The sequence below is a fragment of the Streptococcus dentiloxodontae genome (assembly GCF_053206925.1).
The window spans coordinates 1-20,326 of sequence record NZ_JBRUHR010000001.1 but is presented as its reverse complement, the minus strand read 5'-3'; the positions used below and the strand labels follow the sequence as shown (position 1 = coordinate 20,326).

The 20,326-nt window shown below is 40.2% G+C and carries 19 protein-coding genes; 1 reads left to right on the top strand and 18 read right to left on the bottom strand.

Annotated features, from left to right (window positions below; translation table 11 throughout):
* Positions 1-20: 20 nt before the first annotated feature.
* The 9 genes from ACVRZ8_RS00095 to ACVRZ8_RS00055 form a co-directional block, all read right to left on the bottom strand.
* Positions 21-338, bottom strand: coding sequence for a PTS cellobiose transporter subunit IIB (locus ACVRZ8_RS00095; protein ID WP_447447195.1), 318 nt, complete (start codon positions 336-338; stop codon positions 21-23).
* A 243-nt stretch (positions 339-581) separates the two neighbouring features.
* Complete coding sequence (locus ACVRZ8_RS00090) at positions 582-914, bottom strand: hypothetical protein (protein ID WP_447447194.1); 333 nt, start codon at positions 912-914, stop codon at positions 582-584.
* Between the two features lie 195 nt (positions 915-1,109).
* Positions 1,110-2,543 (bottom strand): 6-phospho-beta-glucosidase, encoded by a 1,434-nt coding sequence (locus ACVRZ8_RS00085; RefSeq protein WP_447447192.1) that lies wholly within the window; start codon positions 2,541-2,543, stop codon positions 1,110-1,112.
* Positions 2,544-2,683: 140 nt separating this feature from the next.
* The gene (locus ACVRZ8_RS00080) at positions 2,684-4,120 is read right to left on the bottom strand and encodes a glycoside hydrolase family 1 protein (protein WP_447447190.1); all 1,437 of its coding nucleotides are present in this window, start codon (positions 4,118-4,120) and stop codon (positions 2,684-2,686) included.
* Positions 4,121-4,389: 269 nt separating this feature from the next.
* Complete coding sequence (locus tag ACVRZ8_RS00075) at positions 4,390-5,517, bottom strand: AI-2E family transporter (RefSeq protein ID WP_447447188.1); 1,128 nt, start codon at positions 5,515-5,517, stop codon at positions 4,390-4,392.
* A 52-nt stretch (positions 5,518-5,569) separates the two neighbouring features.
* On the bottom strand, positions 5,570-6,328 hold the full coding sequence (locus ACVRZ8_RS00070) for an alpha/beta hydrolase family protein (RefSeq protein WP_447447186.1): 759 nt from the start codon (positions 6,326-6,328) through the stop codon (positions 5,570-5,572).
* Between the two features lie 41 nt (positions 6,329-6,369).
* Complete coding sequence (locus tag ACVRZ8_RS00065; RefSeq protein ID WP_447447184.1) at positions 6,370-7,809, bottom strand: 6-phospho-beta-glucosidase; 1,440 nt, start codon at positions 7,807-7,809, stop codon at positions 6,370-6,372.
* Between the two features lie 247 nt (positions 7,810-8,056).
* Positions 8,057-9,214, bottom strand: a complete 1,158-nt coding sequence (locus ACVRZ8_RS00060; RefSeq protein ID WP_447447182.1) for an NAD(P)-dependent malic enzyme — start codon at positions 9,212-9,214, stop codon at positions 8,057-8,059.
* A 46-nt stretch (positions 9,215-9,260) separates the two neighbouring features.
* Positions 9,261-10,538, bottom strand: a complete 1,278-nt coding sequence (locus tag ACVRZ8_RS00055; RefSeq protein ID WP_447447181.1) for a 2-hydroxycarboxylate transporter family protein — start codon at positions 10,536-10,538, stop codon at positions 9,261-9,263.
* A gap of 179 nt (positions 10,539-10,717) precedes the next feature.
* Here ACVRZ8_RS00055 and ACVRZ8_RS00050 point away from each other — a divergent pair, with 179 nt between their 5' ends.
* Positions 10,718-11,605 carry a LysR family transcriptional regulator gene (locus tag ACVRZ8_RS00050; protein WP_447447179.1) on the top strand — a complete coding sequence of 296 codons (888 nt, stop codon included), beginning with the start codon at positions 10,718-10,720 and terminating at the stop codon, positions 11,603-11,605.
* Between the two features lie 71 nt (positions 11,606-11,676).
* Here ACVRZ8_RS00050 and ACVRZ8_RS00045 read toward each other — a convergent pair whose 3' ends face one another.
* The 9 genes from ACVRZ8_RS00045 to ACVRZ8_RS00005 all read right to left on the bottom strand — a co-directional run bounded on the left by ACVRZ8_RS00045 (position 11,677) and on the right by ACVRZ8_RS00005 (position 20,036).
* Positions 11,677-12,279, bottom strand: coding sequence for a histidine phosphatase family protein (locus ACVRZ8_RS00045; protein WP_447447178.1), 603 nt, complete (start codon positions 12,277-12,279; stop codon positions 11,677-11,679).
* A complete protein-coding gene (locus ACVRZ8_RS00040) occupies positions 12,276-12,878 on the bottom strand; it encodes a histidine phosphatase family protein (RefSeq protein ID WP_447447176.1) in 603 nt (200 codons plus the stop codon). Before ACVRZ8_RS00040 ends, ACVRZ8_RS00045 begins: the two co-directional genes overlap by 4 nt.
* Before the next feature lie 63 nt (positions 12,879-12,941).
* Complete coding sequence (locus ACVRZ8_RS00035) at positions 12,942-14,411, bottom strand: glycoside hydrolase family 1 protein (protein ID WP_447447174.1); 1,470 nt, start codon at positions 14,409-14,411, stop codon at positions 12,942-12,944.
* A gap of 85 nt (positions 14,412-14,496) precedes the next feature.
* Positions 14,497-15,339: a Cof-type HAD-IIB family hydrolase gene (locus tag ACVRZ8_RS00030; RefSeq protein WP_447447172.1), complete on the bottom strand. Its 843-nt coding sequence runs from the start codon at positions 15,337-15,339 to the stop codon at positions 14,497-14,499.
* Positions 15,340-15,426: 87 nt separating this feature from the next.
* Positions 15,427-16,041, bottom strand: a complete 615-nt coding sequence (locus tag ACVRZ8_RS00025; RefSeq protein ID WP_447447171.1) for an SGNH/GDSL hydrolase family protein — start codon at positions 16,039-16,041, stop codon at positions 15,427-15,429.
* A gap of 54 nt (positions 16,042-16,095) precedes the next feature.
* Entirely contained in the window at positions 16,096-16,926 is an 831-nt protein-coding gene (locus tag ACVRZ8_RS00020; protein WP_447447169.1) for an energy-coupling factor transporter transmembrane component T family protein, read from the bottom strand.
* Positions 16,916-18,592, bottom strand: coding sequence for an ABC transporter ATP-binding protein (locus ACVRZ8_RS00015; protein WP_447447167.1), 1,677 nt, complete (start codon positions 18,590-18,592; stop codon positions 16,916-16,918). The genes ACVRZ8_RS00020 and ACVRZ8_RS00015 overlap by 11 nt, the downstream gene beginning before the upstream one ends.
* A gap of 47 nt (positions 18,593-18,639) precedes the next feature.
* Positions 18,640-19,185, bottom strand: coding sequence for an ECF-type riboflavin transporter substrate-binding protein (locus tag ACVRZ8_RS00010; RefSeq protein WP_447447165.1), 546 nt, complete (start codon positions 19,183-19,185; stop codon positions 18,640-18,642).
* A gap of 8 nt (positions 19,186-19,193) precedes the next feature.
* Positions 19,194-20,036, bottom strand: coding sequence for an SAM hydrolase/SAM-dependent halogenase family protein (locus ACVRZ8_RS00005; protein WP_447447163.1), 843 nt, complete (start codon positions 20,034-20,036; stop codon positions 19,194-19,196).
* Between the last annotated feature and the right edge of the window lie 290 nt (positions 20,037-20,326).

The following is a 20,326-nucleotide window of genomic DNA, read 5'->3' as shown; positions in this document are numbered from 1 at the left end:
ATATCATATCGTTTATTTAGCTAAATATTTTCTTTAACCAACTTAGCCATTTTTTCGATTCCCATTGGAATTGGAACATAGGCTTGCGGTGGAATTTGAACAATTGGTTTATTTTGCTTAGCCGCAGCATCGGCCAACTGTTTAAAATTCATTTTTGTTTGCGGACTAACGAGGTAGAGGTCATAGTTATCTGCTTCAATGCGTTTTTGTCCTTCTGGAACACCAACTGCATCCATTTCAATATCTTCTCCTTGTTCTTGAAGAAAGGTCATTGTTTTTTTGGCAATCATTGATGATGACATACCGCCTGCACAGATAATCAAAGCTTGTTTAGCCATAATGTATTCTCCTTTGTTTTTTAGTTACACTCTTATTATAGTAAAACGCTTACATAATGTGAATACGGAAATTTTCCGCAGTAAAACGGAAATCTTTAACTCAATACGGCAAAAAAGGCAACGGAAAACTTTTTCCGCTGCCTTGCCATTAAATTTTTAGAATAAAGCTCTGCAGTATTGAGCTTTTAAAAAACGAAAGTATCTGTTTTCTTCAAACCGTAGCAACCAACTCAGTCTGAAATTTCAAACAAAGAGATATCCATGAGTGACCTGAACCTGATTCGTGTTCAATTGATACTGACTCATTAGCAAATTCTTTAATTTGCCATCACTTAATTTGGAAGAAACCACAAAGCCGTTTGGAGTTTCGTACTTGAGAATAAGCTCAGCCATGATAGCACCATTTTGACGAAGATTGGGCACATCTACTCCGCTAAAGCCGATAAAGTAATTATTGTATACATCTCCTTCAATCTTATAAGTCGGTAGCATTTTCTTCCGAAAATAAAGGATAATTTTAGCAACTATCGTCATAAAGACGACTGTAAAAATAATAGCTAATATCCAATTTAACATGATAAAAATTTCCTTTTTAAAAATCCTATGAAGCACTCATATCACATTTTCTATGAGTATTTTAACTTTTATGCGATAATTATAAATCTTTTTGAAACCGCTGTCAATTTTTGTGATATTTTCCTAAGATAAAATGAGTATAGAGAAAACCACTACAAGCTAAGAGATTAAAAGCTTGTAATGGTCATCAGTCAATTAAAGGATTTCGCCATTGGAAGCAATGACCTTTTTATACCAATCAAAGGACAACTTAGGTGAACGCTTATAAGAACCCTGACCATCATCATCTTTATCAACATAGATAAAGCCATAGCGCTTACGCATTTCACCTGTTCCTGCGGATACAAGATCAATACAGCCCCAAGGTGTATAGCCCATAAGATCAACACCATCCTCATCAACGGCCTTAATCATTTCCTTGATGTGAGCACCCAAATAATCAATCCGATAATCGTCGTGAACCATACCATCAGCTTCCACTTGGTCAATGGCTCCAAAGCCATTTTCAACGATGAAAAGCGGCAAATGATATCTATCAGTAAACCAATTAAGGGCATAGCGCAAGCCTTGCGGATCAATTTGCCAATCCCAGTCAGAAGCCTTTACATAAGGATTTTTTACCAAGTCTTCTGTTTCAAGATAGTCAAAATAAGGATTATTTCCCCGATGCGAATCAATAGCAAAGGACATGTAATATGAAAAGCCAATATAGTCAACTGTTCCAGTTAACAAATCGTTACGGTCTTCTTCTGTAAAGTCGATTTGAATGCCCTTGCGTTCCCAATACTTGAAAATATGATTTGGGTAAAAACCATGCACATGGACATCAGCAAAATAATAACGTTTCTGCATAGCTTTCTGAGCCATGAGAACATCGGCAGGTTTACAAGTAGCAGGATAAATAGGGCACATAGCAATCATACAGCCGATTTGGAGATCAGGGTTAATCTCATGACCAATTTTAACGGCACGCGCAGAAGCTACCAATTCATAGTGAGCAGCCTGATACATAATTGCTTCGCGATCATCTCCCTTTTTGTAAACAATTCCGGAATTAGTAAAAGGCGCAAAATCTTCCTGATAATTGGCTTGGTTGTTGATTTCATTAAAGGTCATCCAATACTTGACCTTGTCTTTGTAGCGACGGAAGCAAACTTCAGCAAAACGCACAAAGAAATCAATGACCTTGCGGTTGGTAAAACCGCCGTATTCGGTCACCAGATGATAAGGCAATTCAAAATGCGATAAGGTCACGACAGGTTCGATACCATATTTCAGACATTCATCAAATAAATCATCGTAGAACTGCAGCCCTGCTTCATTAGGTTCTGCCTCATCTCCTTTAGGAAAGATACGCGTCCAAGCAATTGACGTCCGAAAGCACTTGAAGCCCATTTCAGCAAAAAGGGCAATGTCTTCTTTATAATGATGATAAAAATCAATGGCTTCATGATTGGGATAATATTTTCCTTCAAGAACGCCAGCTGTAATTTCACGTGCAACTCCGTGTCGGCCAGCAGTCATGACATCCGCAACAGAAATGCCCTTACCACCTTCTTGCCAGCCGCCCTCTAACTGATGGGCAGCGACCGCACCGCCCCAAAGAAAATTTTTAGGTAATTTAGACATACTTCTACCTCCTTGTTTTTCTATTTCATTTTAGCAAACGGTTACATTTTTAAAATAGCAACTTTTTCCGTAATTATTAGGAAAGACAATGTATCTTAACAAAAAGCACCGATAAAGCTAAATTATCAGTGCTTTTATTCTTATTTATAAAGGGCTTGGCCATTTGTGGCAATAACTTCCTTATACCAGTTAAAGGATTGCTTCTTGTAACGTGCCAATGTTCCTGTACCATCATCATTACGGTCAACATAAATGAAACCGTAACGCTTGCTGAGTTCAGCTGTTGAAGCCGATACAAGATCAATCGGACCCCAAGTCGTGTAGCCCCAAAGTTCAACACCATCTTGAAGTGCTTCCCCTACTTGCACCAAATGCTTTTGGAGGTAATCAATCCGATAACTGTCTTCAACGGTTGGACCATCAGGACCATCCACAAGAACATCTTTGGCACCCAAACCATTTTCCACAATGAAGAGCGGTAATTGGTAACGGTCGTAGAAATCATTCAGCACCAAACGCAGACCGACAGGGTCAATCGCCCATCCCCATTCTGATTTTTCAAGGTATGGATTTTCAATACCGCCAAGGACATTGCCGCGTCCAGACGTGTAATCTTCAGGATTATGCGCTGCTGCCACACTCATATAGTATGAGAAGGAGATAAAATCAACCGTATTTTTCAGGATTTCGTCATCACCCGGTGCGAATGTGATTTCGATATTATTTTCTTTAAAGAAACGTTTGATATAATTTGGGTATTTCCCGCGTGCATGAATATCGCTAAAGAGGTAATTTTGATTTTCAAAATCATGCGCTGCCAATTGATCCAAAGGATTAGAAGTCATGGCATAAGCAGGCATGGCCAGTACCATACAGCCTATTTTAAAATTTGGATTGATTTCGTGACCGATTTTGGTAGCCAATGCTGATGCTACCAATTCATGATGCACTGCTTGGTATAAATCTTGATTCGTTAATTCCTCAACAGGTGTTGCAATACCGCCTGACATAAAAGGAGCGTGCAAGACAGAATTTACTTCGTTAAAAGTCAGCCAGTACTTAACCTTATCCTTGTAGCGCGTGAAAACCGTACGGACATAATTTTCATAAAATCCAATTAAATCACGGTTAGCCCAGCCGTTGTATTTGCGAGCTAGATGCAATGGTGTTTCGTAATGCGACAGCGTCACCAAGGGTTCAATGCCATATTTTGCCAGTTCATCAAAAACTTTGTCGTAAAAAGCAAGCCCTGCTTCATTTGGCTCCGCTTCATCACCATTTGGAAAAATACGGGTCCAAGCAATGGAAAGACGGAAAACTTTGAAACCCATTTCTGCAAAGAGGGCGATGTCTTCTTTGTAGCGGTGGTAAAAATCAATACCTTCCAGCTTGAGATTATCAGCAGTTGGCTGGTCAGTAATGAGAGGATTGAGGTCACCCGCTTTAGCAGGCATACCGCCTTTAGGCGTTACATCTTGAACAGACAAGCCTTTTCCGTCCAGATTATAAGCCCCTTCAAATTGATTGGCAGCTGTTGCGCCGCCCCATAAGAAATCTTTTGGAAATGTATAAGTCATAGCACTTGTTTTACAGAGATAAGTACAAAAATAAAAATCAATTCCAGCAGCTTCTTGCCATGCCGTATGGAGCTGCAAAACGCCAGAACAGCAATTTTTATCCTATTCTCCTTCCTTTCATTAGAGTATTGATACTGATAGTATAGCAAAATTACAAGGACCTAACTAGGCTTATCCTTGGTCATTCTGATACTATCTTATGACAAAGGACTAAAAACCGCTTATCATCTCAAAGACCTGCTCTCTTCCAAAAGAAAAGTCAGAGAGCTCTAGTCTCCCTGACTTACTTCTTTTGCCGCTTGACGCTTAGCAACATTATCTTTAATGATTTGATAAATAGTTGCAGCTGTTGGAACTGCTAAAATCATTCCAAGGATACCGCCCAAAGCAGAGCCCACTGCAATCGCTAAGAGCACCCACATACCGGGAAGACCGATAGAGCCGCCAACAACTCTAGGGTAAATCAGATTACCTTCAAACTGCTGCAAGACAATCAGATAGATAACAAAGAAAATGGCTTGATTAACAGACTGCGTCATAATCAGAATCGCTCCAATAACAAGTCCGATATAAGCTCCGACAACCGGAATCATAGCTGTAAAACTAACGAGAATTGAAATGGTGCCCGCATAAGGCAGCTTGAAAATCACCATGCCAATAAAACAGAGACTCCCCAAAATACAGGCTTCCACCGTCTGAAAGACAAAGAATGAATGAAAACGATGATTCAGAATTTCAACAACATAACGGAAAGTCTTGCCAAATTTCCCCATATAAGTATCAATAAGCTGATTGGCCTGATAAGCCAGTTTTTCCTTGCCAGCTAGGACATAGGCAGAAAAAACAAGGCTGATAAAAAGATTGATAATCGTTGAAGGTAAACTTGTCAATGAGGTCAAAACACTGGTCAAAGCAGACATGACTTGAGATAAAATCTGCGAACTGTAAGAATTAATGGTGTTTGAAATCTGTTTAGAGCCCCCTAGCTGCTGTATCCATTTCTGAATCGTCTCATTGTCATTGAGCACATTAATCAGATTGCTGACCGCTGATCGATTGTCTTTCAGCAGGGTATTGATACTTTCAATCAAATCCGGCAAAACGATAGAAACAATCCAGACCAGCAGAACAACAAAAGTCAGGTAAGACAAAAGCATGGCAATGCCCCGCTTAATTTTCAAAATAAAGGACAGCTTGATAAAACGGCTTATCAAACGTTCATAGGCAGACATAAGAATATTAACCACAAAAGCAATGGCAGCACCCGTGATAAAGGGCAGACTGGCTTTATAGATGATTGAAAGGTAATTGGCTCCTGTTTCCCAGTATGTATAGATTGCAAAGCAAAGCGCAAAGGTCAGTGCAATATAAAGTAAGTGCTTTTTATTAATTTTCATCTTAACTCCAAAAAAATACTAGTGTAACTATTATACACTAATATTCTGGTTCTTAACATCTCTTAGAATTTTTTCTGAAAAAAGCAGAGCTTTTACGATCAGCCAACTTTCCTTCATCCTTTGTAAAGCCATGTCCTGCTTCAGGAATGACAACCAGCTCCGCATTTTCATAGACCTGCTGAGCACGCTCTGAATAAGATAGGGGAACAATCGGATCTTTGTCTCCGTGAATAATAAGAACAGGCCCCTTATAGGCTGGAATCACGTCATAAATATCAAAACTCACCGCATCACTGGAATACTTTTCACCAAGCTTTATTCCCATAACATAATCATTATTGGGAGCATAATCAGTTTTTGCCATCCGTTCTTTGGCATCATCTTGCAAGACAAAGGCGGGATAATAAAGCACCAAGCCTGCTACTTTTTCAGGATAATTGGCTGCGACATGAGCCGATACAAATCCTCCCTGACTCTTTCCTAATAAGAACAGGCTCTTTTCATCAACCCAAGACAGCTTCTCAAAATGTGCTAATACCGCTTCAAGGTCTGCATATTCTGTTAAAACAGACATTTCTTCAAAGCTAAGGCTGCTGCGGCTCTTGGCTCCGCCGCCGCAAAAGTCATAAGCGTAAGCTACAAAACCATTCTCAGCGAGAACCACTGCCGTATCGGTTAATGTTTCATGGTTAGAGCCAAAGCCATGTGAGAGGATAACCGTTGGATATTGGCTCTTTTTATCAAAATCAAGTGGTTTATATAACTGACCATAAATTGTCAGCCCCTTATAATTAACCTTGTAATCTTCCATAGCTAATTCCTTTCTAAGAAAACTCTTGCAAGCCCTCAAATTTAATCAATATCTGTTCCATTTGAGGCAATGACCTTCTTGTACCAGTCAAAGGATTTCTTTTTAGAGCGTTTGAGAGTGCCCTTACCATCATTGTCACGATCAACGTAGATGAAACCGTAACGCTTCTTCATCTCACCTGTACCAGCAGAGACGAGGTCAATACAGCCCCAAGTCGTGTAACCAAGCAATTCAACGCCATCTTCGTTAATAGCAGCGTTCATGGTCTTGACATGCTCACGCAGGTAATCAATGCGGTAATCGTCTGCGACATAGCCATTCTCATCTGGTGTGTCAACGGCACCCAGACCATTTTCCACGATGAACATTGGTTTTTGGTATCTGTCCCAAATGGCATTTAGGGTAATACGAAGCCCGAGCGGATCAATTTGCCAGCCCCATTCAGAGGAAGCTAGGTAAGGATTTTTAAGGGAGGCAAAGATATTGCCTTGTGTTTCTTCGTTAGCTTTCGGATCAGCAGAAGCTACGCGACTTGAATAATATGAGAAGGAGACAAAGTCAACCGTATTTTCCTTAAGAAGCGCTAAATCTTCCTCGGTCATCTCAATGTTGAGGCCACGGCGTTCAAACTTCTTCTTGGCATAATTTGGGTATTCTCCACGCGCCTGCACGTCAATGAAGAAATAATTTTCACGATCTTCATTCATGGCTTGCCAATAGTCAGCTGGATTGCAGGTATTTGGATAATATTGTCCCGCTGCCAGCATACAGCCAACCTTATTTTCAGGGTCAATTTCGTGCGCAATTTTAGTTGCCAAAGCTGACGCTACCAATTCATGGTGGGCTGATTGGTATTTGACTTGCTCAACATTTTCGCCGTCTTCAAAATAAAGCCCTGCTCCCATAAACGGTGCATGTAAAATCATGTTAATTTCATTGAAAGTCAGCCAGTATTTGACCAAACCTTTGTAGCGCGTGAATAACGTGCGCACCAAACGTTCATAGAAAGTAATCATTTCACGATTGCGCCAGCCGCCATAATGCTCAATCAGATACATCGGACAATCAAAATGCGTGATGGTTACCAAAGGCTCAATACCATATTTACGGCATTCCTTAAAGACGTTTTCGTAAAATTGCAGTCCTGCTTCATTTGGCTCTAGCTCGTCACCTTTCGGAAAAATGCGTGTCCAAGCAATAGACATGCGAAAGGTCTTAAAGCCCATTTCAGCCAAAAGAGCAATGTCCTCCTTGTAATGATGGTAGAAATCAATAGATTCCTTGGCTGGATAAAAATAACCTTCTTCAAAGTCAAACATTTTCTTTTGTCCAGCAATAATTGGAAAACGATCCTTGCCAATCGGTACCACATCAACGTTTGCCAGACCGCGGCCGTCAGCATCATATGCCCCTTCGCACTGATTAGCTGCTGTGGCACCGCCCCACAAAAATCCTTCTGGAAATGCTTTTAATGTTGTCATATCAAACCTCTTAATGTTTTATTTTGTTATAGAATAATACAAAAACCTTAAAAAATCTTGTCTTATGGCAAAGACTTCTGATACTATAGCACGATTTTTAAGAGAAAGATTTCCGTCTATCACTGTCCACTATCCATTAATAACTTAAAAAACAAAAAGCGACCGCCAAGCCTTTGCTAAATCCTCCGACTGGCGAACGCTGTTTAAATTTCTATTGAACTATGAATCTCATCACAGACAGGCTTTCTTACACTGCATCCATGACTGCCTTAGCAACAACCATTGCAACGCCTTCTTCAAAAGCATCTGGAATGATATTTGTCGTTGTCAGTTCTTCATCTGGGATTAGACTGGCAATACCTCTTGCTGCTGCAATTTGCATATCAGTTGTAATGGTAGTGGCTTTCGCATCCAATGCTCCACGGAAAATTCCAGGGAAGGCTAAAACATTATTGATTTGGTTAGGGAAGTCGCTGCGGCCAGTTCCAACAATATAAGCTCCTGCTTCCAAAGCTTCATCTGGGAAGATTTCAGGCGTAGGATTTGCCATAGCAAAGATAATTGGTTTTTCTGCCATTTCTTTGATAAATTCAGGTTTCAACACACCTGGTGCTGACACCCCAACAAAAACATCTGCACCTTTAAGGGCATCTTCCAAAGTTCCAGTGAGTTTCTCACGGTTTGTCACTTTGGCAATTTCTGCATGATGAGGCTGAAGGGTTACATCTCCTTCTGTGATAATTCCGAAACGATCTACCACAGTGATATGCTGCGCTCCTGCCAAAAGGAATTTTTTACAGATGGATAAGCCTGCCGAACCGCCGCCATTGATAACAATACGTGCCTCTTCTAAACTCTTGCCAGCCAATTTAAGGGCATTAAAGAGAGCGGCCAGAACTACAATAGCAGTTCCGTGCTGATCATCATGGAAAACAGGAATATTGCATTCTTTAATCAAGCGGCTTTCAATTTCAAAACAGCGCGGCGCGCTAATATCTTCTAAATTGATACCGCCAAAGGTTGGAGCAATGGCTTTAACAATGCTGATAATTTCTTCTGTATCCTTTGTATCTAAAACGATAGGGATAGAATCAATATCTGCAAATCGTTTAAAGAGAGCAGCTTTTCCTTCCATAACAGGCATGGCAGCCTCTGCTCCTATATCACCAAGACCTAATACTGCTGTTCCGTCACTGACAACTGCTACCGTATTTTTCTTGGTCGTTAAAACCCGTGCCAAAGATTTATCCTCTGCGATTGCTGATGAAACAGCAGCCACACCAGGTGTATAGGCAATACTTAAATCTCTGCGGTCATTAATTTCTACTTTAGGGGTAACAGACAATTTTCCCCCGTTTGCACGTGCTTGTTCCAGTGCCAGTTGTCTTACATCTTCTGTTGTCATAATTGTTCCTCCATAATAATCATTATTTAAAAGTGTTACTAACTCATTAACTCAAAAGCCGTATGAGAATACCGCCCAAAATCAATACAATAGCACCACCTAAGCGATTAGCCATTTGAGCAAAGGCTATCATTTCCAGACGGTTAGAGGCTGATAGCACAGCTATATTTCCTGTACCGCCCATACTATTTTCAATCATACCTGATCCAATGGCTGTTTCTACAGGATACATTCCTGCCAATTTACCAAGTAAAGCACTGGCAAGTCCCATAGATACAACGCTAGTCAAGCACAAAATGATAAATTTCCAAGTCAAAGCACTGGTTAGGGTCGTTAGGTCAATCATTGCCAAACCAATACCAGCCAAAATGGCGTGTGTCAGGTTTCCCATGACAACCTTATTAAACATAACGACCGCATCCTCAAGCGCCTGAGGAAGCAGACTGAACGCTTTTAAAACAAAGACAAGAATTATCAAAAAAGCATAACTATGAATCTGCGGGAAAATAGCATTAAGACAAGTACCAACTAAAAAGAGAGAGAAAGAAAACATTAAACCAACGCCGATTCCGCTAACATCTAATTTATCACTCGTTTTAGGCATCTCATCCTTACTGACAGGAATTAAAACACCATGGCCATCGTATTTAGTATTAGCACCAATACGGGCAATTAAAGCTGCCCCAATAATAGCCATAATATTACCCAATGTCGTTGCAGGTGCTAATTGAGAAAAGACTGCTGCCTGGGTAGAGCCAGCCAAGCCTTGATGGTAAATTTCTGACAGCGGTACGATTCCTGCTCCCATGCCTCCTGCCATTAAAGGCATCGAAACATAAAGAACGGAATGGCCAAATCCCTGTCCAAGAAGCATGCCGACTAGTCCAACGGAAAAAAATCCGATAACCATTGTTAACAAAGAGACCGGAATAAAACGGGCTGATGCTTTAACCAATAATTTTCGGTTCATGCCTAGGATAGCCCCGCAAATCAAAGCGGCTATGTAAAAATCCAGAAAGCCTGTGTCATTCATAAAAGTATCTGTTGCTTTAACAATATTAGACGGAATTAATCCTGTTGCAGCAAGCACGGTTGCACCTAAAATAGTGAATACTGATCCACCTCCCAAATAAGAGCGAAAAATAGGAAGATGTTCTCCAATATAATAGAAAAGGTGTCCCAGCAAAACTAATAAAAGTGTGATACCAACCATATTTTCTGGCAGTTTACCTATTAAAAGCGTCACAATTAAAATAATCATGAGTACTGTATAAAGCGGTAAACTGATACCAGAAATTTTGGTATTCCAAAGTTTATCTTTCATAATGTCCTTTCTACTTCTTATAAAAAATCTGGAGCTTTAATCTAGAATAGGCTCTTGGGTCATGTAGTTAAGAAGAAATGTAAGCCCTATCATAACCACTTTTTAATTTTAGACTTTTGGACTTGTTATAGTCAAATCATTATTTTATAATAAATATTATTTATAAAAGGAGGCTGCTTATGAAATTTCAAGATTTGATTTATTTTAAGGCTCTGGCTGAGTCCAAATCCTATACGCAAGTGGCACAGGACTTTGAGATCTCACAGCCAACTGTAACTTATGCAGTCAAACGGCTGGAAGAAGAGCTGACAGTCGATCTGACAGATAAATCATTGGGAAAACGACACGTTCTTTTAACTCAGGCTGGAGAAGCTCTTGCAAAACGTGCTTGTGAAATTCAAGATTTATTGGAAATTACCAAACTTGAAGTTCAGCAATTAGATCAGGAAAAAATCAAACTAGGTATGCCTCCTATTATCAGCGCTTACCTCATGGTAGATATGGTAAAAAATCTTGAAAACCTTAATCTTCTCCCTAAGATCCAGACCCTGCGGGCAGGATCCTCTGATCTTCTTACTATGATGTACAATGGCGAATTGGACGTTAGTCTGATTGGAAGTTTAACTCCTTTTTCCGATGATCGCTTAAAAACATGTCTGCTGAAGCAATCTCCCTTTGGAATTCTATTATCAAAAGCTCACCCTTTAGCCAATAAAAAAGAGCTCAGCTTTTCAGAACTCTTGGACGAAAAATTTATTTTATTAGATGAACATAATGTCCATTTAAAAGCTTTTAACGCTTTAAATAAAAGACACCATTATCAAGCCAAAGCATATTTTAAAATCGATGACATGTTTGTTATTGAAAGCATGATTCGTCAAAATTTAGGCATTTCCCTGTTAACAGAAGCCGCAACAAAACTCGGAGAAAATTTGATAATGATTCCTCTAAAAAAAGAAGAACAGCTGTTCTTTTATATTTCCTATGTTTACCGAAAAAATGCTTTTTTGTCTGAAAACACTAAGAAACTCATTTCTTATTTCAATGAATTAACAATAACTGACTAATTTTTAGTGTAAAAATAAACCAGCGTCCGTCATTTGCTGACGGACGCTGGTTTGTGTGCTTAAAATTCTAATCACCTCTGATAAACATAAGTTTCTTCAACGGGATTATAAATAGAAAGCAAATCAAAAATACCATCTTCATAAGTAAAATGAAGGATACAGCAATTCTTCATGCCGCGCACATCAGGTGCAGGAGTCAAGACACGGCGGAAAAACTGGGCCATTGCACCGCCATGGCTAACCGCCAGTAAAGTGCTGCCTTCGGCTGAATTTTCTAAAATCTGACGAACAGTTGCTTCCATGCGATCGCGTACCTGTTCATTGGTTTCTCCGCCAAACTGAGCAAAATAATCCCCATAACCAAGACCGTTTGGCTGTAATTTAGGATTAAGGTATTCGGGTTGCCCCTCAAAAGCACCAAAATCCCATTCTTTGAGCCCTTTTAATCGGGTATAATCTGTGCGTCCTGTAACGAGTTCTAAAGTATCACTGGCACGTTCTGACGTTGAACAGTAAAGTTCATCTGGTATAATACCTTGAGCTTTTAGATAAGCGCCAGCAGTCTGAGCCTGCTGGATTCCTAATTCCGTCAAAGGAGCATCACAAACACCTTGGATACGGTGCTGTTCGTTAAACCGAGTTTGTCCATGACGCATCAAATAAAATGTTTTCATAAAATAACTTCTTTCTGACTAATAGGATCAATGACCTTAATTAAAGTTAGCTGGCCATTTTGATAATCATATTCACAAATCGCGCAGTTTCCAAAGGTCACTCCTTCTGGAAAGACAAGGTCTAATTCCAAGATTAATCCCCAGAGTGCCGCTCCATGGCTGACAAAAAGAAGATTTTTTGCTCTGCCATTATCAAGTGCATCTGCAGCTTCCAGAACTGTTTTTAAGACGCGCTTGCCAACCTGAGAAATAGCTTCGCCTCCATAGGGAACCAAAAGATCTTCAAACGAACGAGACCCTTGACGGAATCTAGGAAGGAGCTGCTCAGGCTGAGCCTCAAAGCTGCCAAAATTCATTTCTTTGATACCTTTTAACTGCTTGACACGATCTGTTTTAGCTACTAATTTAGCGGTATCAGTGGCTCGTTCTTGAGTTGACGAAAAGACTGCTTCAAAGCAAATACCCGCATCTTCAAAATAGCGTTTAGCATCTTCGGCCTGCTGCAATCCTTTTTCGGTCAGCGGAGAATCTGACCAGCCTTGCACACGCCCTTGTGTGTTAAACAAGGTTTCGCCATGTCTCATAAGATATAGTTTCATCCCCTATCCTTTCTAAATTACACGCTTTGCTATTTTCAAAAATCAACCTAAAAAGTTCTGAAATTACTGGAGAATGTTAGCACCATTGCTGGCAATAACCTCCTTATACCAATAAAAACTATCTTTTCGTGAACGATCAAAACTGCCCTTACCTTGATCATCTGCGTCAACATAAACAAAGCCATAGCGTTTGGACATTTCTGACGTTGAAGCTGATACAAGATCAATACAGCCCCACATAGTATATCCCATGAGTTTAACACCGTCTTCAATAGCTTCGTACATCTGTTTAATATGCTTATCTAAATAATCAATACGATAAGAATCATGAATGCTGCCATCTTCTTCTACCTTGTCAAGAGCACCCAAACCATTTTCAACAACAAAAAGCGGTACTTGATAACGGTCATAGAGTTTGTTAAGAGTGATTCTCAAGCCGACAGGATCAATTTGCCAGCCCCAATCAGAAGCCTCCAAATAAGGATTAGCCTCACCTAGAATAAGATTTCCTGAAGTCTCCTGACCCGTCTGATTTTTAGGGCTGCGTGTAATTGACGTCATATAATAAGAAAAACTAAGGAAATCCACAGGGTATTGTTTTAAGATGGCCTCATCACCTGGTTCAAAAACTAGCTCAATCTTATTTTCCCTGAAAAAGCGATTCATGTAAGAAGGGTATTCACCGCGAACCTGCACATCTGTGTAAAAAAGGTTGGACTGATCCTTTTTAATAGCTTCCATAACATCATCAGGATCACAAGTGGCAGCATAGGATTCCATACGAGCCAGCATACAGCCAACTTGATTATTAGGATCAATATCATGAGCTGCTTTTGTAGCCAATGCTGACGCGATAAATTGGTGGTGAACAGCTTGGTACATTTCATCCAAATGCAGCTTACCATCTTCAAAAAGCAGACCGCCTGATAGATAACCCGTCATTCCTAAAATATTGATTTCGTTAAATGTCAGCCAGTACTTCACCTTGCCTTTATAACGTTTAAAACAGGTTTTAGCATAGCGTACAAAGAAATCAACTACCTTGCGATTCTTCCAGCCGCCATATTTGGTGACCAGACCAATCGGGAATTCATAATGCGACAAGGTCACTAAGGGCTCAATCCCATATTTATTGAGTTCATCAAACACCTTATCGTAAAAAGCAAGACCAGCTTCATTAGGCTCCGTTTCATCTCCTTGCGGGAAAATCCGAGGCCAAGCAATAGACAAACGGAATGTCTTAAATCCCATTTCAGCCATTAAGGCAATATCTTCTTTGTAGCGATGATAAAAATCCGATCCCCAGCGTTTAGGATAAAGTCCCTCAGTGTCTGTCATGGCAAAATCCAGTTTTTCACGGCTCATGGGTGTGCTGAACTCTCCGCCCATTGACTTACGTTCCTCTGGTGATACTGCTCGTGCGGTATCTGAAGTAGCAAAACCTCGCCCACCTTCATTAAAGCCGCCTTCATATTGATTGGCTGCTGTTGCTCCGCCCCAAAGAAAGCCCTCTGGAAATTGTTTTTGTGTCATAGTCTCACCTCATTTAAAAAATCATTAGTTATAGTATAATTCTTTTGCAAATTATTTTCCGATAAGATATTAGGCTAAACTGATACTATCCTTTGTTTTTGGAAATTGCAGCGCTATTCAAATAATTTTCAATAACTGCCATCACTCCTGCTTCCCTATGACTAGGTGCCAAGTAACGTGCTGCTATTTTTACAGAAGGCGCAGCATTTTCCATCGCATACGACATCTCAGCTAATTGCAGCATTTCTATGTCGTTTCCGCCATCACCAAAGGCCATAAGCTGACTTCTATCAAGACCGTAGTAAGACAAGAGTTGCTGGATACCCCAAGCTTTATGAATACCGTTTTGGAGAAAATCAATAGCTCCATTGCCAGAAGGGATAGCCCTTAGATTGCCTTTAAAGTTCTGATTAAAAGCAGCGATAATGTCGTGATCATCCCCTTCAGAATGCAACATGGTAATCTTTTGAATAGAATCACCAGTTGGGATTTGTCCAAAATGATCCAATCGTTTGATATTCCTTAAAAATTCTTCGGCCTGCTCTGGAGTAATCATGTCATTGCTAATCTCCATATGAGCATCTTTGAGCATATAACTAAATTCCTGCCCAGACAAGATAACACAATAATCGGCCAGTTTTCCATCAAAGTAAGACAAAAAAGCTTGAACATCCTCAAAAGCCAATGATTTTCTTACTAAAACTTTCCCTTGTGAAATAACCAGGGCACCATTTTCCGCCACAAAATCAAGACGATCCATTAGCCCTTCAAAAATCAGGCGAAGGCGGCTCATATTATTGCCAGATGCCACCACAAAATGACGTTCATCTTCTTCTAGCCGTTTCAAAATATGCTCAAAACGCACACGATCATAAGAACCCTTTTCATCTAAAAAAGTTCCATCCATATCTGCTGCAATAAGTTTCATAGCTTGACCTCCAAGGATATTATAAAAAGATTAGCTGAAAATTTCCATGCTAATCCTTTGTTTTTCTGATACTATCCTTTTTTGTTTTTACAGATACGTACGCAACTTTTCACCAATCAGACTGTAAGCTGATTGAGTCAGATGCAATCCATCTGTTGTATAAGCTGGTGCTAAATTTCCTGTTTCATCTAAAAGCAAATCATAAAGATCAATAAATTCGGCGCCAGCCAATACCCTGAGCTGACTGTTTAAGACCTTGATTGCCTTGTTACGACGAATTTTAACCTTGCTTTTATAATCCTCTCCTTCATTAACAGGAAGAACAGATAGAATGAAAATCTCGGTTTCTAAGCTGTTTGCCTTAATCTTCCCAAGAATATCAGCAAAGCGATTCAGCACATCAGGCACAGCAAAGCCGCGGCCTAAATCATTTGTTCCAATCCAAATAAAAGCTTTTTGCGGTTTTAAACTTAGCAGCTGAGCATCCAAATGCTGCTCAAGCCACAAGCTGTCTGTTCCTGCGATTCCTCGGTTGACCAAATCATATTCTCTGCTGATATATTTTTTTAGCGAAAAAAATTCGACAATAGAGTCACCTACAACCACAATTTCTGCAGTCTGACGTTTCTGATTATCTTTTATAAAAGCGGCTAGCCGTTCCTGCTGGTAAGCTGCTAAATCAGGATTAATCACTTCTTTCATGAATTTTCCTCACATTCTAGTCAAATAAGTCAAAAATATTTCCATTATTAAGATTTATGACCAAGGATTGTAAAACCGTCCTTGATTGACATAAATCAAACCAAAACTGCCTGCTAAAATTATCAAGGCTAAGAGAATTGTTAAATAATCCGCTTTGCTAAAAGGCTTAGCCGTATACCATGTACGCTTTTTATGCTGCCCAAAACGGCGCAGTTCCATAGCCGTTGATACCGTATCAATACGTTCCAAAGAGGAAAAAATCAAAGGAATCACGATCTGCAGATTACCGCGAATACGAGTCAATAGCCCTGTTTTTTTAGAGAGTTCCAATCCGCGCGCTTCCTGTGACATCCTAATCATGTAAAATTCTTCCTGAATGTCTGGAATATAACGCAAGGTCAAGCTAACAGAGTAGGCAAATCTGTAAGGCAAGCCAATCTGATTAAGACTAGCTGCAAACTGACTGGGATGCGTTGTCATCAAAAAAAGAATAGCCAAAGGAACCGTCGAAAAATACTTCAGCAAAAGATTTCCCAGATAAAAAAGTTCCTGACTAGTTAGGTAAAACCGTCCCCAGCCTTTCAATAAAACCGTTTTAGCCCCATATAATTCTTGACCATAAGAAGGTGAAAAAAGATAAACCATGAGAATGTTGAACAGGGCAATAGCAGCTACAATCTTGACAACAAAGGAAATATCACGCCAATGAATGCCAGCCAAATAAAAGAGATAGACAGACAAGACACCTACAACCGCAATAAAACGAGGATCATAGGTTGCCATACAGGCAATAGAAACCAATACAAAGAAAATCATTTTACTGGCACCCGACAGTTGATAGATGAAACCTTCTCCTGCCTGATAACCAATTAATCTATTTGTCATGGTCAGCTCCTTTGTCTATGTAAAATTGAGTAAGACTAATAGGATCCACTCCTATTTTCTCAGCCAGTGTAAAGAGTGAGGTCTGCTTAAGATTGGCAGCAGCTAAGAGATCAGGCTGAGACAAAATAGAGAGTGGTCTGTCATCCGCTAAAACTTCACCTTTTGCTACTACTACACAGCGGTCAGAATATTCCATCATAAGCTGCATATCATGTGTAATCATAACGATAGTATGTCCAGCAGCCTGTAACTCATCTAGAAAAGTCATAATGTCTGTGTAAGTTTTCTTATCCTGTCCTGCCGTTGGCTCATCCAAGATAATAATCTCAGGATTAAGCACTAAAATAGAAGCAATGGTTACTCGCTTTTTTTGCCCAAAGGATAAAGCTGAAATAGGCCATTTTCTAAAGGCATAAAGACCGCAAGTCGCAAGCACTGCATGTACCCGCCGTTTAATGTCAGATTCGTCAACACCTCGCAGGCGCAAACCCAGTGCTACTTCATCAAAAATCATTGTCTGACTAATCATCTGATTGGGATTTTGCAAAACATAGCCAATACGGCCAGCCCGCTTAGTGATACTGTCTTTGGATACATCCTGCCCCTTATAAAGCAGCTGACCCGAAACGGGAATAAAACCGCAAAGTGCCTTAGCCAGCGTTGATTTCCCTGCGCCATTTTTACCAACAATAGCCAGACGCTCTCCTGCATGTAGGCACAAAGATAAATCCTTCAGTATAGGACGGTTCTCCTGATAACCAAAACTGAAGTTTTTGGCCTCTAAGATAGTTTCTTTGGGTAATGGCTGAGCTGGCACTGCAGCCTGCGGAAATGCCACTGCCGAAAGCTCTAATTTATCCAGTTCTGCTAAATGCTGCGCAGCTGTCAAATCATACCCCAATTCTCTTAAAGCGGTAATATAAAGAGGTTCACGGATGCCATTTTCCAAAAGCAAGGTTGCAGCAAGCAGATCATCTGGCTTCCCATCAAAAAGGAGCTTCCCATCATTAATCAGCAAAATACGATCCACAGGTCTGTAAAGAACATCTTCCAGACGATGCTCAATGATGATAGTTGTAGCGCCTAGTTCCGTATGAATAGCATCAATCATGGCAATGGTATCTTGACCAGACTTAGGATCTAAATTAGCCAAAGGCTCATCGAAAAGCAAAATGGGACTCTCATCAATCAGCACACCAGCCAAACTTACCCGCTGCTTCTGTCCACCTGACAAATCCTGTGGACGATGGCTAAGAAGCTCTTTCAACTCTAAACGATCCGCCCAAAAATTGATTTTCTCAATCATTTCAGTCTGTGAAGCACAGTCGTTTTCCAAAGAAAAGGCTAAATCTTCTGCAACGGACAAACCAATAAACTGACCGTCTGGATCCTGCAAAACGGTTGAAACTAACTGGGACTTCTCATAAATAGACTGCTGAAGAACCTCTTGAGCACCAATAGTCAACTGGCCAGAAATCTGACCATCATAGATATTAGGAATAATACCATTGAGACATTGTCCTATCGTTGACTTGCCACTGCCAGAAGGGCCAATAATCAGAACCTTTTCTCCTTTGGCGATATCAAATGACAGTTGCTTTAAAGTCGGCTCTGCCTGAGCATCATATTTAAAGCTAAAGTCCTTAAAGCTAATGTAATCCTTCATCTTTATTACCTTGAAATTACTACTAAATAAGCAGCTGCCTGATATTATTAATCTTTAGACAGACTTCCTGACTGGGTACGTGATTTGGCATAGACCGCCAATAAAATGGTACCGCCAAAACCAATCGTCAAAGCATTCGCAAGCCCTGCTACAGCGCTTTGGGCATAAAGGTAAGACCAAGCTTGAGCATATTGCAGTTTATCCCCCAAAGGAGTAATAATGCCATAAGCGATTAGAAGAGCTAGGATTTGCGCAATATTAAACCAAATCACATGTGACAGGGAAAAACTGCCTTTTGAGATGTCAAATTTTTTGCGCAAGAGACCGATAACCAAACCAATCACACCGCTTCCCAGCACCCAAGCCCAAGAAATGCTGCCGTACTGAATACCATCTTTGAGCGCATGGCCAATAAAGCCGATAAAGAACCCTGCTATAGGACCATAAATCGCTGAAAAAAGAGCCTGTACTGCATATTGAAGCTGAATACTGGTATTTCCAAAAATAGGAATATTAACAAACATTCCAATGATAATAAAGAGGGCGGCTCCGATTCCTGTTGCTACAACTGTTTTAATAGAATTATTGTTCATGATTTCTCCTAAATTTTTTTAATTTCAATATGCCAGTTAGAACCGACACCAACATTATAGGCTTTGGCAAAAGACCCCTGATTAATTGCCACACCAACACGATAAAGCGAATTAATATAGACGATAGGCTGACCAATGCGGACATCCGCAAAAGACTTGCCGTAAGTCACTTGATTTTGATAGACCAGCATATCATTATTGAAAATGGTCACCTCAAAACGATCGCCAAAGTTAGGGTTCAGGCTGTAAAATTCGTCACGAGTGATAGACGTCCACAGCGAACCAAAACGAACATCTAAGATGTCAATAGCTCCACATACTTGATCATCTTTGACAATCGTCTCAACAACCGGCAGTTCTAAAATAGAATTTACTGGCAAGATCGGACCAACTTCTTCAAAATTGATATGCCCCGATGCCAGCTTAGCTCCTGTGTAAGCATAAACATCACGTCCATGGAAAGTGTAAGACAGTTCCGTATTACTGCGGCGATTTTCCACCTCAGAAATTTCACGAACCGCCTTAATTCCAACATGCTTTTTGATGTAGGATAAGGTTCCATTGTCAGGTGTTACGATAAATTGATCACCCTCTGTCAAAGCCACTACACTTTTACGGTCTGACCCAACACCTGGATCAACGACTGACACAAAAGTTGTTCCCTTAGGCCAATATTCTACTGTCTGAAAAAGACGATAGCTAGCCTCAAAGGTATTGTAAGGTGTGATATCATGCGTCAAATGATGAACTTCAAGCCTGGGCTCTTCTTGCAAAGCCACACCAACCATGGCCGAAACCGCACCATCAACCAGACCGAAATCTGACTGCAATACTAAAAGATTATTAGACATAAAAAACCTTTCTCGAAAATTATCATAGTCTCTATTTTACCATAAATTAATTAACCGACAGTATCTTTCTTCAGTTAATAGCAAAGCATTAATTGCTGCATTTCCCGTATTAATTTTGCAATAGCAAAAAAACAGCCTTCAAAGAAAGCTGATAGGAAATACTGGCTCTATAATATCTGTAGTGGGTAAATCTCATTCAGATATTATAGGGCTTTTTGACTGTATGAAAAAAGTCCCATATGACTTATAATGAAAAGCGACCAAACTCACATTAGAAAGACTCATATGGA